This is a genomic window from Micromonospora sp. WMMD987 (genome assembly GCF_029581435.1).
Taxonomy (GTDB): Bacteria; Actinomycetota; Actinomycetes; order Mycobacteriales; family Micromonosporaceae; genus Micromonospora; species Micromonospora rifamycinica.
The window spans coordinates 4319951-4333937 of record NZ_CP120861.1; the positions used below are offsets into that span (position 1 = coordinate 4319951).

A 13987-nucleotide genomic window follows, 5' to 3' on the forward strand; every position below is an offset into this window, starting at 1 on the left:
GGTTCTCCTTCAGCTCCACGAGGGGATGGCGGCGAGCAGGCGTCGGGTGTACTCCTGCCGCGGGTGGTCCAGCACGGTCAGGGCGTCGCCCTGTTCGACGACCCGCCCGCCGCTCATCACGGCGATCCGGTCGCACAGGTCGCTGGCGAGCATCAGGTCGTGGGTGACGAAGAGCAGGCCGATGCCGAGTTCGTCGACCAGGGTGCGGAACAGGTCGACGACCTTGGTCTGGGTGGTGACGTCCAGCGCGGTGGTGCACTCGTCGGCGATCACCAGTGCGGGGCGGGTGACGACGGCGAGCCCGATGGCGACCCGCTGCCGCAGGCCACCGGAGAGCTGGTGCGGATAGCTGGCCAGCACCCGGCCGGGATCGTCGATCCGCATCTGCGCCAGCACCTCCACCGAGCGCCGTTCGACCTCGGCCCGGGTGATGTCGCGGACGTGCCGGCGCAGCACCTCGGCGAGCTGGGTGCGGACCTTCATCAGCGGGTTCAACGACCGTGACGCGTCCTGGAACACCATGCCGACGGCGCTGCCCCGGACCCGGTCAGTCCGGTCGACGCCGGGGGCCACCACCTGCTCACCGGCGACCGCGACGGTGCCGTGGTCGACCCGGACGTTGCGGTCGAGCAGGCCGACGACGGCGCGGGCCAGGGTGGTCTTGCCACTGCCGGACTCGCCGACCACGCCGACGATCTGGCCACGGCGGATCTCCAGGTCGACGTCGTCGAGCAGGCGCAGGTCGTCGACGGCGAGCCGGGCGGTGATGGACAGCCCGGAGACTTCCAGCAGTGCGGTCATCGCCGCCTCTTCCGCGGGTCGTGGTGGGTGAGCAGGGCGTCGCCGAGCAGGTTCACCAGCAGCACCAGCGCGGTGATGGCGAGCCCGGGGAAGAAGGCGATCCACCAGGCCTGGCTCAGCTCGTCCTGACCGGAGGCGAGCATCGAGCCCCAGCTGTTCATCGGTGGCACCACGCCCAGGCCGAGGAAGCTCAGCGCGCTCTCCACCAGGATCGCGGTGCCGACCTGGAGGGTACCGAGGGCGACGATGGTGCCGGCGAGGTTGGGCAGGATGTGCCGGAACACGATCCGGGGCTCGGACGCGCCGGCCGCACGCAGGCCGACGACGAACTGGCGTTCCCGGATGGCCAGGGTGGCGGAGCGGGTGACCCGGGCGCACACCGCCCAGCCGGTGAGCGCCAGCACCAGGAACAGCACCGGTAGCGAGCTGCCCCGATTGGCGATGATGGCGAGGGCGACCAGGATGAACGGCAGGGCGAGCTGGGCGTCGATGAGGATCGAGATGACCCGGTCGACCCAGCCCCTGAAGTAGCCGGCCAGCAGGCCGAGCAGCGTGCCGGGGCCGATGGCGACGAGCGCGCCGACCAGGCCGATCACGATGGTCAGCCGACCGGCCGAGACGAACTGGGTGAGCAGGTCCTGGCCGAGCTTGTCGGTGCCGAGCGGGTGTGACCAGTCGCCGCCGGCCAGGAACGCGGGCGGCCGGCGGGTCGCGTCGAGGTCCTGGCCGGCGGCGGGCAGCAGCCCGGTCAGCGGCAGCACGAACACCGCGACGGCGGTCACCGCCAGCGGCAGGCCCAGCCAGAACACCGAGGTACGCGCCCGGCGACCGGCCCGGCGCGGGGGCGACACCGGGGCGGTGACCGGATCGAGTTCGAGTTGGCTCATGCTCACCGCACCCTCGGGTCGACGATCGAGTGCAGGACGTCCACGAGCAGGTTCAGCACGACGAAGACCAGCGCGCCGAACACGACGATCGCCTGCACCAGCGGGAAGTCGCGGAACTGGATGGCCTGCAACGCGAGCTGCCCGAGACCCGGCCAGGAGTAGACGTACTCGACGGCGACCGCGCCGGAGAGCAGGATGCCGGTCTGGAGCACCACGATCGTCAGGATCGGCATCATCGCGTTGGTGAAGGCGTGTCGCCACACCACCCGGCGGGTGCTGATGCCCCGGGCCCGGGCGGAGTCGATGTACGGCTCGGCCAGCGCGTCGCTCATCGAGGCCCGGGTGAGGCGGGCGATGTGCGCCATCGGGTAGACCGACATGGTGAGCGCGGGCAGGATCAGGTGCTTCGGGCTGCCGGACTGGCCGGCGGGCAGCCAGCCGAGCTTGACGGCGAACAGCACCACCAGCATCATCCCGAACCAGAACACCGGCACCGACTGGCCGAGCAGGGCCAGGGTGGAGGCCGCCCGGTCCCACCAGGTCCCCTCCCGGGTCGCCGCGAGCACCCCGAGCGGGATACCGACCAGCAGGGCGAGGGCCATGCCGGCACCGACCAGTTGCAGGGTGAACGGCAGCCGGTCGGCGATCATCGAGGTGTTCGACTGGTAGAACTGCAACGACTGGCCGAGGTCGCCGGTGAGGACGCCCCTGAGATAGTCGAGGTACTGGGCGGCGACGGGCAGGTCCAGGCCGAGCTGGTGGCGCAGCGCCTCGCGTTGCTCGGGCGGGGCCATCGGGCCGAGGATGGTGGCGGTCGGGTCGCCGGAGAGGCGGCCGAGCAGGAACGCCAGGCTGAGCGCGATGAGCAGCGAGGCGAACAGCGACGCGAGCCGGCCGCCGATGCGGCGTACGGTGCTGGCCTTCATCGGCGGGACCTCCATCGCGCGCCGGGCATCGCGGCGAGCAGTTCGCGGGTGTAGTCGTTCCCGGGGGTGTCGAAGACCCGGTCGCACGGTCCCGACTCGACGACCCGGCCCCGGTACATCACGTGCACGACGTCGCAGAGCGAGCGGACCACGGCCAGGTCGTGGCTGATCATCAGCAGCGCCGCGCCGGTGGTCGTCCGGATCTGCCGCAGCAGGGCCAGCACGTCGGCCTGGACGGAGACGTCCAGGCCGGAGGTCGGCTCGTCGGCGACGATGAGCCGGGGACGCATGAGCAGGGCGCGGGCGATGCAGACCCGCTGCGCCTGCCCTCCGGAGAGCTGGTGGGGGTAGCGGTCGAGCAGGTCCGGGGCGAGCCGGACCCGGCCGAGCAGGTCGGCGTCGCCGATCCAGGAGGTCCGTTCGGGTTGCAGCGTCCGCAGTTCCCGGAGCCCGGAGCGGACCGACTGGCGGGGGTCGAGCGAGCCGTGCGGGTCCTGGAAGACCACCTGCACCTCGGGGCGCAGCCGGCGCAACTGGGCACGGCTGATCGCCGAGAGCGGGTGGCCGAGCAGCCGGACGGCGCCCCGGCCGCGCGGACCCAACCCGGTGGCCGCCATGGCGAGCGTCGTCTTGCCGGAGCCGGACTCACCGACCACGGCGACGCTCTCACCGGCCGCGATGCGCAGCGACACCTGGTCGACGGCGCGGAAGAGCACGCCGCTGCCGCCGTCGCGGTGCTCCACGACGAGGTCGGTGACCTCCAGCACGGGGGTGTCCGACTCCGGGGTGCGGGGGTGCCGGGCAACCTCGCCCGGCACCCCCGTCTGCACTACCTCGGACATCGTCAGCGGGTCGTCTTCGTGAAGTCCACGGTGTTCAGCGGGCCGAACACCACGCCGGAGACGCCGGGGGCGGTCGCGTAGTTGAACACCTGCCGGTACAGCGGCACGTAGCAGTGCTTCTGGACCACGCCGATCGTGTTGAGCTGCTCGTAGAGCGGGGCGGCCTGCTGGGCGTCGTTCTGCTCCAGGGCCTGCTGGGCGAGCGTGTCGATCTGCGGGTCGGGGCAGTTGCCGGTGATCGACTTCGTCTTCATGAAGCCGCTGACGAAGTAGTCCGGCACCGCGACGTTCGGCACCCCGGCGAAGATCGACAGGCCGGGGACCTGGCGGCCGATGATCCGCTTGACCAGCGTGCCGTAGTCCAGCGGCACGTAGCTGACCTTGAAGCCGGCCTTCTCCAGGCTGCCGCCGACGGCCTGGGAGACCTCTTCGATGTTGGTGTACTGGGCCGCCGGATAGGTGATCTGGACGGTCGGGTTCGCCCCGCCGACGAGTTCCTTCGCCTTGGCGGCGTCGGCGGTGACGCTCTGCGTCGGCTGCTGACCGGGCCTGACGTTGAGCAGGCCGGCGTCGGAGACCGCCTGGCCGTCGAAGATGCCCTTGACGATGGCGTCCCGGTCGATGGCCAGGGCCGCCGCCTCGCGCAGTTTCGGGTCGTCGAACGGCGCCTTGGTGGAGTCGAGGAAGGCGATGATCTTCATGGCGGTCTCGGTGCTCACCACCTCCACCCCGGCGGACTTGGCCGCGCTCGCCTGGGCCGGGGGCAGGTCGAAGGACACGTCCACGCTCTTGCTCTGGATCAACGCGAGCCGCTGGGCGGCCTCGTTGGCCCAGGTGAAGGTGACGCCCTCGTTGGTCGCCTTGGTGCCCCAGTAGTCGGGGTTGCGCTTGACCGAGATGTCCCGTCCGGCGTTCGCCCCCGACCAGACGTACGGGCCGGTGCCGACGGGTGCGGCGGCGAAGCCCTCCGAGCCCTTCTCCTGGTAGTACTTCGGCGGCACCAGGTAGACGGTGGTGAGCAGGTCGGGGATGTCGTACTGCGGGGTCTTGGTCTTGACCACGACGGTGGTGGCGTCGGGCGCCTCGATCGCGGTGACGTTGCCGAAGTACGACTTGAGCTGCGAGGCCGGGTTGTCGCGGGTGAGGGTGATGGTGTTGGCCACCGCCTCCGCGTCGGCCTGCTCGCCGTTGCTGAAGCTGATCCCGGGCCGCACGGTGAACGTCCAGGTCGTCGGGTCGGTACGGGTCCAGCCCGTCAGCAGGCCGGTGTCGGCCGGCGCGAGGTCGCCACCGGTGTTGATCAGGGGTTCGAGCATGGTCGCCCAGACGATCTGGGCGGAGCGCGCGCCGACGATCGGGTCGAGGGTCGCCGGCTGGGCGGCGAGCAGCGCCCGGACGGGGGCGGTGCGGGACGAGCCGGTGGTGTCGGAGTCGGAGTCGGAGCCGCCGCACCCGGTGAGGCCGGCGCCCACGACGGTCAGCGCGGCGGCCAGTGCCCAGGAGCGCCGGGAGCGCAGGGATTTCATGATCATCGTGGTGTCCTTCACTGCGATGGACCCGTCATGTCTCCGCGTGAGGCGGCGGTGACGTTCGCCACAAAGTACCGACCAGCCGGTATCAAGTCAACGGGTCGACCGGGTATCCCGTTCATGACATTCACGTGACGCAGGGCCGCCGGCCAGCGGCGTTGTATTCATACCGACCGGTATGTATGATACCGCGGTGACCATCACCCTCACCCGTGGGCACGACGGCCGCCTCGCCCGGGTCCGCTACGACAACGCGGCGCGCGGCAACTGTTTCGACCTCCCCGCGCTGCACCACCTCGTCGACACCCTGGAAACCGCCGCCGCCGACGACAGCTGTGCGGTCATCCACCTCGACCTGGCCGGCAAGAACTTCTGCGCCGGCTGGGACACCTCCTCCTTCGCCGCGCTGGCCGACTCCACCCCGGAGGCGGTCGCCGCCGACCTGCGGGCCAGCGACGACGCGCTGCACCGGATCCGGCGGCTACCGGTCCCCGTCGTCGCCGGCGTCCGGGGCCGGATCATCGGGTTCGGTGCCGGCCTGCTCGGCGCCGTACACCTGCCGGTCGCCGCCATGAGCGCCCGGCTCTCCCTGCCGGAGGCGCGCTACGGCTTCGCCCCCGCCGGTGTCGGCCACACGATCGCCCGGTCGCTGCCCCGGCCGCACGCCTACCACCTGCTCACCAGCGCGGCGACCGCGACCGCCGGGCAACTGCTCGACTGGGGTCTGGTCGTCCGGGTGGTCGCCGACGGCGACCTCGACCGGGCGGTGGACCACCTCCTGGACACCCTGTTGGCCGTGCCGGGGTCCACCCTGCGGGCGGTGGTCGAGGTGGTCGAGTCGAGCCTGACCACCGGCACCGCCGACCGGGCGTACGCCATCTCCGCCCGCACGGTCGTCGCGGGCGCGGCAACCCGGGGAGCGGCCCGATGAGACGACGATTCCAACCCGGCGAAGCGGTCTGGGTGGAGCTGTGCACCGCCGCCCCGGAACAGGCGGAGACCTTCTACGCCGCGTTGCTCGGCTGGACGGTCCGCGCCGAACGCCTCGGTGCCACCACCTACCGGATGTGCAGCGTCGACGGGCGGGACGTCGCCGGGATCTCTGACGCCGCCGCCCTGCACGGCGACCGCCCCCGGGGCTGGCTCACCTACTTCGCCGTGGACGACGTCGCCGCCTCCGCGCGGCAGGCGGTGGCGCTCGGCGGCGAACTGGTCACCCCGCCGCGCTACCTGCCGGCGGCCGGCACCGGCGCGGCGGTCGTCGACCCGTTCGGCGCGGCCTTCGGCCTCTACCAGGGCGAGACCCGCGTCGGCGTCCAGACGGTCAACTCGGTCGGAGCGCTGTGCTGGAACGAACTGGACACCGGTGAGCCCGCCGAGGCGGTGGCCTACTACCGCGCCCTGTTCGGCTACACCGCCCAACAGCGCGACGACTCGCCGACGGCCCGCCCCTACACCGTCCTGACCCTCGGGGACCTCCCGGTCGCCGGGGTCCTCGAACTCGACAACGCCTGGCCGAACCTCATCCCCTCGACGTGGATCACCTACTTCACCGTCGCGTCCCTCGACGACGCGCTGGCCCGGGTGACCGCCCTCGGCGGGCTGCCGACCGTGGGGCCGGTGGACAGCCCGCACGGACGGCTGCACCTGGTGAAGGACCCGGGTGGCCACACCCTGTGCCTCATCCAGCTCGAAGCCGGGCTCCGCCCCGACCACCACTCCTGCGATCCGGCGGTGAACCGATGATGGCCGAGCCCCTGTTCGACTCCGCCGAGTTCCGCCAGGTCTGCGGGCACTTTCCCACCGGCGTGACCGCGGTGACGGCGGTGACCGCGGACGGCACCGTCGCCGCGTTGACCGTGAACTCGTTCACCTCGGTCTCGTTGGAACCGGCGAAGGTGCTGTTCTGCGTCACCAGCTTCTCGTCGAGCTTCCCGGTCCTGCTCGGGTCGGACCGGATCGCGATCCACATCCTCAGCCAGGACCAGCAGGACGTGGCCCGGCGGTTCGCCACCTCCGGACTGTCCGGGGCGCAACGGCTCGACGGGGTGTCCTGGGTGCCCGGCCTCGACGGTGTGCCGCTGCTGCCCGACACCCCGGCGATCCTCACCGGACGACGCGACCAGGTGATCACCAGCGGCGACCACGTGATCATCCTGGTCGACGTCGACCAGGTGCACCTGAAGCCGACGGACGTGCCGGCGCTGTCGTTCTACCGGGGACGGTTCGTCACGCCGTCCCGCACGGTGACCGAGTGAGCGCCGGCCGCCCGGCTCAGCCGTAGTAGCGGAACACGATCTCCGCCACGCAGCAGGGTTGCGACGTCTCGGCGAACTCCACCACCACCGAGGCCTTGGCCTGCACACCGGCGGCACCCTCCCCCACCGGGGCGATCGGCTTCGCCGCGACGAGGGTCGCGGTGCCCTGGATCTCGACACCCGGGGGCAACGGCCGGACGAAGCGGACCCGGTCCAGACCGTAGTTGACCCCCATGGAGAAGGTCCGCACCTCCAGGATGTCGGCGAGCAACCGGGGGACGAGGGCCAGGGTGAGGAACCCGTGCACCACGGTCGAGCCGAACGGCCCGGACCGGGCGAGCTCCACGTCGACGTGGATCCACTGGTGGTCCCCGGTGACGTCGGCGAACTGGTCGATCTGCTGCTGGGTCACCACCCGTGGGGCGCTGACGCCCAGCTCCGCACCGACCAGCTCCAGCAGGTCGTCCGGGGTGTCGATGGTGGTTCGTCGCAGGGCGCGCATCGGTGGGGCTCCGTTCCGGGTGGGTGGGTCCAGGGAGTCTGGTCCGGGGCGGCCCCGGGCGGGCGGTCCCGGTTCTCCCCATTCCGACTGGCGGGTATCTAACACCGGCCAGCGGGACACTTCAAGGAGGGATTCCATACCGACCAGATGGTATGCTGCCGCGACGCGTGGCGACGAGGGGGTTTTACGGTGTTCGACGTCTACCGGTTGCCTGAGGAGCACGACGCGGTCCGCGAGGCGGTTCGTGAGGTCTGTGCCGCGAAGGTGGCCCCGTACGCGGCTGAGGCCGACGAGTCCGGTGAGTTTCCCCGGGCGTCGTACGAGGCGCTGCGGGCGGCCGATTTCCACGCCCCGCACATCCCCGAGGAGTACGGCGGTGCGGGGGCGGACGCCCTGGCCACGGCGATCGTGATCGAGGAGGTGGCCCGCGCCTGCGCCTCGTCGTCGCTGATCCCGGCGGTGAACAAACTGGGCACGATGCCGCTGATCCTGGCGGGCTCGGAGGAGCTGAAGCGGCGGTACCTGACCCCGGTGGCCGCCGGGGAGGCGATGTTCTCGTACTGCCTCTCGGAGCCGGAGGCCGGCAGCGACGCGGCGTCGATGACGACCCGGGCGGTGCGTGACGGTGATCACTGGGTGCTCAACGGCGTCAAGCGGTGGATCACCAACGCCGGGGTGTCGGAGTTCTACACCGTGTTCGCGGTGACCGACCCGACGGCCCGCTCCCGGGGCATCTCGGCGTTCGTGGTGGAGAAGTCCGACCCCGGGGTCAGCTTCGGTGCCCCGGAGAAGAAGCTCGGCATCAAGGGCTCCCCGACCCGGGAGGTCTACCTCGACAACGTGCGGATTCCCGCCGACCGGATCATCGGTGAGCCGGGGACCGGTTTCGGCACCGCGATGCGGACCCTGGACCACACCCGGGTCACCATCGCCGCGCAGGCCGTCGGGATCGCCCAGGGCGCCCTGGACTACGCCAAGGGGTACGTGCGGGAGCGTCAGCAGTTCGGCAAGGCGGTGGCGGAGTTCCAGGGCATCCAGTTCATGCTCGCCGACATGGGCATGAAGCTGGAGGCGGCCCGCCAGTTGACCTACACCGCGGCCGGGAAGTCCGAGCGCGGCGATGCCGACCTGACCTACTTCGGGGCGGCGGCGAAGTGCTTCGCCTCCGACGCGGCGATGGAGATCACCACCGACGCCGTGCAGCTCCTCGGCGGGTACGGCTACACCCGTGACTACCCGGTCGAACGGATGATGCGCGACGCCAAGATCACCCAAATCTACGAAGGCACCAACCAGGTCCAACGCATCGTCATGGCCCGCCAGCTCCTCGCCGGCTGACGCTCCTCCGCCGGGCGGTCAGGCGGACAGGCCCTCCAGCACCATCGCGCTGAACTGGCGGGCCACCTCATCCACGCTGAGCGGACCACCCACGTTGAGCCACTGGTACGCCCAGGCGCACATCCCGACCAGCCCGAAGGTGGCGATGCGGGGGTCGACGTCCGGGCGGAACGCCCCCCGGGCCACCCCGTCGGCGACCATCCCGGCGAAGGCCGCCTCCACCAGGCCCCGCTTGCGGGTCACCTCGGCGAACAGGTCACCGGTGAGGTAGCGCCGCTCCTGGTAGAAGATCGTCACGTGCGCCCGGTACTCGGCCACGCTGGTCAGGCTGAACCGGATCAGCTCCCGTACCCGCACGGTCGGGTCGTCGCTGTCGGCCTCGATCTTCTGGATGGCGGCGAGTTGCGCCTCCAGGTACTCCTCCTGGATGTGCCGCAGCAGGTCGTCCTTGCTGGCGAAGTGGTGGTAGAAGGCACCCTTGGTGAGCTGCGCCTGGTCGGCGATCTCCTGCACCGAGGTGCGGTCGAAGCCACGCTGCTCGATCAGCCCCAGCGCACTCGTGATCAACGAGTTGCGGGTGTTCTCCGGGTCGTACCCGTCGGGCCAGCGTTGCCGGCGTCGGGTCGACTCCGGGCGGGACGTCGCACGCGCCATTGGTGGCCTCCTATCCCCTGTACAGCCACACAATGCTACCGTCCGGTCGGTAGGAACCGAAGAGAGCCACCCCGGTCAATCCGCCCGAGAATTGTCGCGCCCCGTCCGCCCGCCGGGGAACACCTCCGACGACGCGGGAAGGTGTCCGCCCGTCGACGACCCCGCACGGGCGGTACGCGGCAGCCGGCCTGATCCGCGTCCCCGGTGCGGCCCGCAACCGCAGCGCCGCCGGCCGCGGAGGACGGGGACCGGTGGCGCGGACCGGTTCAGCGCCGGGCGTCGCCCGACCGCCCCCGCCCGCCCCGGTGACCGACCCGCGGCGGGCGGACCACCGGGGACGTCACCGATCCGGGACGGAACTCCCGGGCCGCGCCGGCCACCAGCTCGTCGGAATCGTCGACGAGCAACCGCCGCAGGTGCGCCGGGACCAGCTCCGAGGTCGCTACCGCCATCCGTACCTGCACGGACCGGTCATCGACCAGACGGCGCAGGTCCGCCTCATCCAGCGCGACGGCGGCCACCAGCGCGGCACGGACGTCCGGCACGGGATCCCCGGCGAGCTCGCCGCGCTGGACGGCGGTGGTGCGCGGATTGCGGGCCAGCCCCTTGCGCACCCGGGCCGTGCGGTCGGCCAGCAGCGCGGTGATCACCTCGGGGTCGTGGGTGTGCGCGGCGAGCCGTTCCCGCACCTCGGGGGAGACGTCGCCGACCAGCCGCGCGGCCAGCTCGGGCTCCAGTTCCCGCGACTCGGCGAGCAGACCACGCAGTTCCTTGTCCGCGGTCTGGACCATCACCCGGCGTACCGACGTGTCGCAGGCCGGGTTGCCGGCGACCGCCCAGCGGACCCACCGGTCGGCGTCCCGGACCAGGCGCAGCAGGTTGGCGATCGAGGTCGACGGGTTCCTCGCCACCGCTTCCCGCACCTCACGGTCATGGTCGCGGGTCAGCGGTCGCAGCGCCTGGGCGGGCGCGTCGGGCCGGCTGGCGACCGCCCGGCGGACCACCGGCGACGGGTCGGCGGCCAGGTCGATCAGGGTCAGGTGGGTCGTGCCGGGAGCCTGGGCGAGGGCGAGCCGGGCCTCGACCCCGCCGTCCGTCGCCTGCTGCGCCACGGTGCCCGACCCACGGTGACGGTCGGTCCCGCCGACGTCCTGCTGCTCGCCCATGGGCGTCATCATGTCACGGGCCGCAGCGGCGACGCCCCGGCCGGCGGCCGGGCGCGGCCCCACGGTGGTGGGACAATCTGACGGGGTGAACGCCGAACAGCCCACCGACGACGTCCGCACCCCCCGGGCCCAGCTCGGGTCGAGCCCGCAGCACCTGCTGGCCACCCTGCTCGGTGAGTACCTCGACTCCGCGGACGCCGACCTGCCGTCGGCGGCGGTCATCGCCATGCTGCGGGAGTTCGGGATCACCGAACCGAGCGCCCGTGCCGCCCTGTCCCGGCTGGTCAAGCGTGGTCTCATCGCGGCCCGGGGTAACACCCGGCCGCCGGTCTACCACCTCACGCCCGCGGCGATCGCCCGGCACCGCTCCCGGATGCGGCACTTCCTGGACTTCGGCGCACGCCCACCGCACTGGACCGGGGACTGGGTGGTGGTCTCCTTCTCGGTTCCCAGCTCCGGCCAGGCCACCCGGCACGCGGTGCGCCGGGCGCTGACCGGCCACGGTTTCGTGGGCCTCTACGACAGCGTGTGGATCCGGCCGGGCAGCCACGCCGGACCGGTACGGGAGGAGCTGACGGCACTGCTGCACGCCGTCGAGGGGGCGCGCTGGTCGGTGCTGCACGCCCGGTTCGACGAGGAGTCCGGCCCGCACGGCCCGGCCGCCGCGTACGACCTGACCGGCCTCGCCGCCGGCTACACGGCCTTCGTCGCGCGCTACGCGCCGTTGCGGGCGGCCGCCCGCCGGGGCTCGGTCGACCCGGCCACGGCGCTGGTGGCGCGCACCTCCGCGATGGACTCCTGGCGGCGGTTCGCCGACACCGACCCGGACCTGCCCGCCCACCTGCTACCCCAGCCCTGGCCCCGCCAACAGGCCCGGGAGACCTTCCTGGACGTCCACGGCGCGCTCGGCGCGCTCGCCCGCGCCCGGCTGATCGAGGTGGCCGCCCCGCACTGGCCGGCCGCGGCCGGCTGGATCACCCACTTCGACGCCACCACCGGTCCGGAACCGGCCGGCGGCCCGCCCGGAGTCCCACGCCGTACCGACTGACCGGCACGGACGGGTGTCGGACCCGGCCCGCCAGCCGGGCAAGACATTGACACTTTTCGTTACCACAGTGATAGTAACTGCATACCGCGACCGCCTGTGGGACTGCGGCCGGCGGTCGACGCGTCCCCGTCGGCCCGCCCCGCCGCCGGCGCTGACCACCCTGGTCGGGCCCGGCGGCAGACCCGCCACCGCAGGGGGTGCCACCGCCGACACCCGCAGGAGGGTGCATGCCACTCAGATCGAAGCTCTACGCCGGCCTGACGGCCGCGCTCGTGCCGGCAGCCGCCGTGCTGATGACCCTCGGCGCGACGCCGGCCGACGCCGCGGTCGGCGGCTCGGGGCCCTATCCCGCCGACTACGAGACCTCGGCCAGCCTGCCCAACCACACCATCTTCCGACCCCAGACGCTGCCGACCGAGCGGCTGCCGATCCTCGTCTGGGGCAACGGCGGCTGCTCGGCCAACGGACTCTCGCAGGGCAACTTCCTGCGCGAGATCGCCTCGCACGGCTTCCTGGCCATCGCCAACGGCGGGCCGAACGCCTCCGGCTCCACCAACTCGCAGATGCTCACCCAGTCCATCGACTGGGCCGTGGCCGAGAACTCCCGTCAGGGCAGCAAGTACTACAACCGGATCGACACCGGCAAGGTCGCCGTCGCCGGCTTCTCCTGCGGCGGCCTGGAGGCGTACGCCGTCTCCAACGATCCCCGGGTGACCACCACCGGGATCTTCAGCAGCGGCCTGCTCAACGACGCCGACGACTACCAGCTCCGGCGGCTCACCAAGCCGATCGCCTACTTCGTCGGTGGCCCCAGCGACATCGCCTACCCGAACGCCATCGACGACTGGGGCAAGCTGCCGGCCGGGCTGCCCGCCTTCATGGGCAACCTCAACGTCGGGCACGGCGGCACCTACGACCAGCCCAACGGCGGGGAGTTCGGCCGGGTGGCGGTGCTCTACCTCAAGTGGCGGCTCAAGGGCGACACCACCGCCGGCAGCAACTTCGTCGGCGCCAACTGCGGGCTGTGCCGCACCCAGTGGACCGTCCAGCAGAAGAACCTGACGCTCGGCGACCCGCCGCCGACCACGCCACCGCCGACCACGCCGCCACCCACCACGCCACCGCCGACCACTCCCCCGCCCACCACACCGCCACCCACCACGCCCCCGCCCGGCGGCAACGGTGGCTGCACCGCGGTCTACGCGGTGCAGGACCAGTGGAACGGCGGGTTCGTCGCCAACGTCAGCGTCACCGCGGGAACCAGCGCCCTCACCGGCTGGCGGGTCACCCTGAACCTGCCGAGTGGAGCGTCGGTCACCTCGCTGTGGAACGGCGTCGGCAGCGGCACCAGCGGCAGCGTCACCGTCACGAACCAGAGCTACAACGGACGGCTGGCCGCCGGACAGGCCACCAGTTTCGGCTTCCAGGGCACCGGGACCGGTGCCGGAGCCACCGCCACCTGCACCGGAAGCTGAACGACCACCCGAGGAGGCAGACGGATGGTCCGCGGCGGGCCGGTACCGGGTACCGGCCCGCCGTCGGGTGTTCTAGGGTGCCGCCATGACGAGCGCACCCCGGGAGGCGGAGACCCGCATCGGGCCGGTCGGCGCCGTCCTCTGCCGGCTGGTCTTCCTGGCCATCTGCCTGCCCGGGCCGGCCCTGCTCGCCGCCGACCTGCTGGGCGACCTGCCGGTGTCGACCGGGGAGCGCTGTGGCCTGCTCGCCGGTGGGGTGTTCACCGCCGTCGTCGGGGTCGGCTTCGGCATCTTCGGCTGGCGGGTGGTCGACCGGTCCCGCCGCGACGCCCGCCAGCTCGACGCCACCGGGGTCGCCGCGACGGCCGAGATCCTCACCGTGGCGCACCACCTCGGCGGCGAGGACCCGGGGCTCCTGCTCCACCTGCGGATCCACGGACCCGGGTTCGCCGCCTTCGACGTGGACGCCGTCCGGCCCGACGACCCGGCGCTCGTGCCGGGCGCGCTGCTGAGCGCCGTCGTGGACCCGGCGGACCGGCTCTACCGGGTGGGGTGACGGCG

15 protein-coding genes are annotated in these 13987 nt (G+C 72.2%); 7 read left to right on the plus strand and 8 right to left on the minus strand.

Annotation, left to right across the window (positions count from 1 at the left end; translation table 11 throughout):
* Positions 1–9: 9 nt before the first annotated feature.
* Genes O7612_RS18335 through O7612_RS18355 form a run of 5 tightly spaced genes read right to left on the minus strand, consistent with a single transcriptional unit; the run spans position 10 to position 4988 of the window.
* On the minus strand, positions 10–801 hold the full coding sequence (locus tag O7612_RS18335; protein ID WP_282265840.1) for an ABC transporter ATP-binding protein: 792 nt from the start codon (positions 799–801) through the stop codon (positions 10–12).
* Complete coding sequence (locus tag O7612_RS18340; protein WP_282265841.1) at positions 798–1688, minus strand: ABC transporter permease; 891 nt, start codon at positions 1686–1688, stop codon at positions 798–800. Before O7612_RS18340 ends, O7612_RS18335 begins: the two co-directional genes overlap by 4 nt.
* A gap of 2 nt (positions 1689–1690) precedes the next feature.
* On the minus strand, positions 1691–2614 hold the full coding sequence (locus tag O7612_RS18345; protein WP_282265843.1) for an ABC transporter permease: 924 nt from the start codon (positions 2612–2614) through the stop codon (positions 1691–1693).
* Positions 2611–3456, minus strand: coding sequence for an ABC transporter ATP-binding protein (locus O7612_RS18350; protein WP_282265848.1), 846 nt, complete (start codon positions 3454–3456; stop codon positions 2611–2613). Before O7612_RS18350 ends, O7612_RS18345 begins: the two co-directional genes overlap by 4 nt.
* Before the next feature lie 2 nt (positions 3457–3458).
* On the minus strand, positions 3459–4988 hold the full coding sequence (locus O7612_RS18355) for an ABC transporter substrate-binding protein (RefSeq protein ID WP_282265850.1): 1530 nt from the start codon (positions 4986–4988) through the stop codon (positions 3459–3461).
* Positions 4989–5178: 190 nt separating this feature from the next.
* Here O7612_RS18355 and O7612_RS18360 point away from each other — a divergent pair, with 190 nt between their 5' ends.
* From O7612_RS18360 to O7612_RS18370, 3 genes are read left to right on the plus strand one after another with little or no spacing between them, the layout of a single operon-like run.
* The gene (locus O7612_RS18360; protein ID WP_282265852.1) at positions 5179–5916 is read left to right on the plus strand and encodes an enoyl-CoA hydratase/isomerase family protein; all 738 of its coding nucleotides are present in this window, start codon (positions 5179–5181) and stop codon (positions 5914–5916) included.
* The gene (locus O7612_RS18365) at positions 5913–6731 is read left to right on the plus strand and encodes a VOC family protein (protein WP_282265854.1); all 819 of its coding nucleotides are present in this window, start codon (positions 5913–5915) and stop codon (positions 6729–6731) included. The genes O7612_RS18360 and O7612_RS18365 overlap by 4 nt, the downstream gene beginning before the upstream one ends.
* Positions 6728–7243, plus strand: a complete 516-nt coding sequence (locus O7612_RS18370; protein WP_282265856.1) for a flavin reductase family protein — start codon at positions 6728–6730, stop codon at positions 7241–7243. Before O7612_RS18365 ends, O7612_RS18370 begins: the two co-directional genes overlap by 4 nt.
* Positions 7244–7259: 16 nt before the next feature.
* On the opposite strand, the gene O7612_RS18375 is transcribed toward O7612_RS18370, so the two are convergent.
* Positions 7260–7745 carry a MaoC family dehydratase gene (locus tag O7612_RS18375; protein ID WP_282265858.1) on the minus strand — a complete coding sequence of 162 codons (486 nt, stop codon included), beginning with the start codon at positions 7743–7745 and terminating at the stop codon, positions 7260–7262.
* A gap of 147 nt (positions 7746–7892) precedes the next feature.
* Here O7612_RS18375 and O7612_RS18380 point away from each other — a divergent pair, with 147 nt between their 5' ends.
* Positions 7893–9083 carry an acyl-CoA dehydrogenase family protein gene (locus O7612_RS18380; protein WP_282265860.1) on the plus strand — a complete coding sequence of 397 codons (1191 nt, stop codon included), beginning with the start codon at positions 7893–7895 and terminating at the stop codon, positions 9081–9083.
* An 18-nt stretch (positions 9084–9101) separates the two neighbouring features.
* Here the strand turns inward: O7612_RS18380 and O7612_RS18385 are convergent, their stop codons facing one another.
* The gene (locus tag O7612_RS18385) at positions 9102–9737 is read right to left on the minus strand and encodes a TetR/AcrR family transcriptional regulator (RefSeq protein ID WP_067313893.1); all 636 of its coding nucleotides are present in this window, start codon (positions 9735–9737) and stop codon (positions 9102–9104) included.
* Positions 9738–10003: 266 nt separating this feature from the next.
* Entirely contained in the window at positions 10004–10903 is a 900-nt protein-coding gene (locus O7612_RS18390) for a DUF2336 domain-containing protein (RefSeq protein WP_282265862.1), read from the minus strand.
* Between the two features lie 85 nt (positions 10904–10988).
* On the opposite strand from O7612_RS18390, the gene O7612_RS18395 reads away from it, so the two are divergent.
* From O7612_RS18395 to O7612_RS18405, 3 genes are all read left to right on the plus strand, one after another.
* Entirely contained in the window at positions 10989–11951 is a 963-nt protein-coding gene (locus O7612_RS18395; RefSeq protein ID WP_282265863.1) for a PaaX family transcriptional regulator C-terminal domain-containing protein, read from the plus strand.
* 227 nt (positions 11952–12178) lie between these two features.
* Positions 12179–13426, plus strand: a complete 1248-nt coding sequence (locus tag O7612_RS18400) for a cellulose binding domain-containing protein (protein WP_282265865.1) — start codon at positions 12179–12181, stop codon at positions 13424–13426.
* Between the two features lie 85 nt (positions 13427–13511).
* Complete coding sequence (locus O7612_RS18405; RefSeq protein WP_282265867.1) at positions 13512–13982, plus strand: hypothetical protein; 471 nt, start codon at positions 13512–13514, stop codon at positions 13980–13982.
* Positions 13983–13987 lie beyond the last annotated feature (5 nt).

What these genes read in the sequence shown, in the direction of transcription:
- O7612_RS18335 (WP_282265840.1), bottom strand. Translation starts at nt 801, where the DNA reads ATGACCGCACTGCTGGAAGTCTCCGGGCTGTCCATCACCGCCCGGCTC.
- O7612_RS18340 (WP_282265841.1), bottom strand. Translation starts at nt 1,688, where the DNA reads ATGAGCCAACTCGAACTCGATCCGGTCACCGCCCCGGTGTCGCCCCCG.
- O7612_RS18345 (WP_282265843.1), bottom strand. Translation starts at nt 2,614, where the DNA reads ATGAAGGCCAGCACCGTACGCCGCATCGGCGGCCGGCTCGCGTCGCTG.
- O7612_RS18350 (WP_282265848.1), bottom strand. Translation starts at nt 3,456, where the DNA reads ATGTCCGAGGTAGTGCAGACGGGGGTGCCGGGCGAGGTTGCCCGGCAC.
- O7612_RS18355 (WP_282265850.1), bottom strand. Translation starts at nt 4,988, where the DNA reads ATGATCATGAAATCCCTGCGCTCCCGGCGCTCCTGGGCACTGGCCGCC.
- O7612_RS18365 (WP_282265854.1), top strand. Translation starts at nt 5,913, where the DNA reads ATGAGACGACGATTCCAACCCGGCGAAGCGGTCTGGGTGGAGCTGTGC.
- O7612_RS18370 (WP_282265856.1), top strand. Translation starts at nt 6,728, where the DNA reads ATGATGGCCGAGCCCCTGTTCGACTCCGCCGAGTTCCGCCAGGTCTGC.
- O7612_RS18375 (WP_282265858.1), bottom strand. Translation starts at nt 7,745, where the DNA reads ATGCGCGCCCTGCGACGAACCACCATCGACACCCCGGACGACCTGCTG.
- O7612_RS18380 (WP_282265860.1), top strand. Translation starts at nt 7,893, where the DNA reads ATGGTATGCTGCCGCGACGCGTGGCGACGAGGGGGTTTTACGGTGTTC.
- O7612_RS18385 (WP_067313893.1), bottom strand. Translation starts at nt 9,737, where the DNA reads ATGGCGCGTGCGACGTCCCGCCCGGAGTCGACCCGACGCCGGCAACGC.
- O7612_RS18390 (WP_282265862.1), bottom strand. Translation starts at nt 10,903, where the DNA reads ATGGGCGAGCAGCAGGACGTCGGCGGGACCGACCGTCACCGTGGGTCG.
- O7612_RS18400 (WP_282265865.1), top strand. Translation starts at nt 12,179, where the DNA reads ATGCCACTCAGATCGAAGCTCTACGCCGGCCTGACGGCCGCGCTCGTG.
- O7612_RS18405 (WP_282265867.1), top strand. Translation starts at nt 13,512, where the DNA reads ATGACGAGCGCACCCCGGGAGGCGGAGACCCGCATCGGGCCGGTCGGC.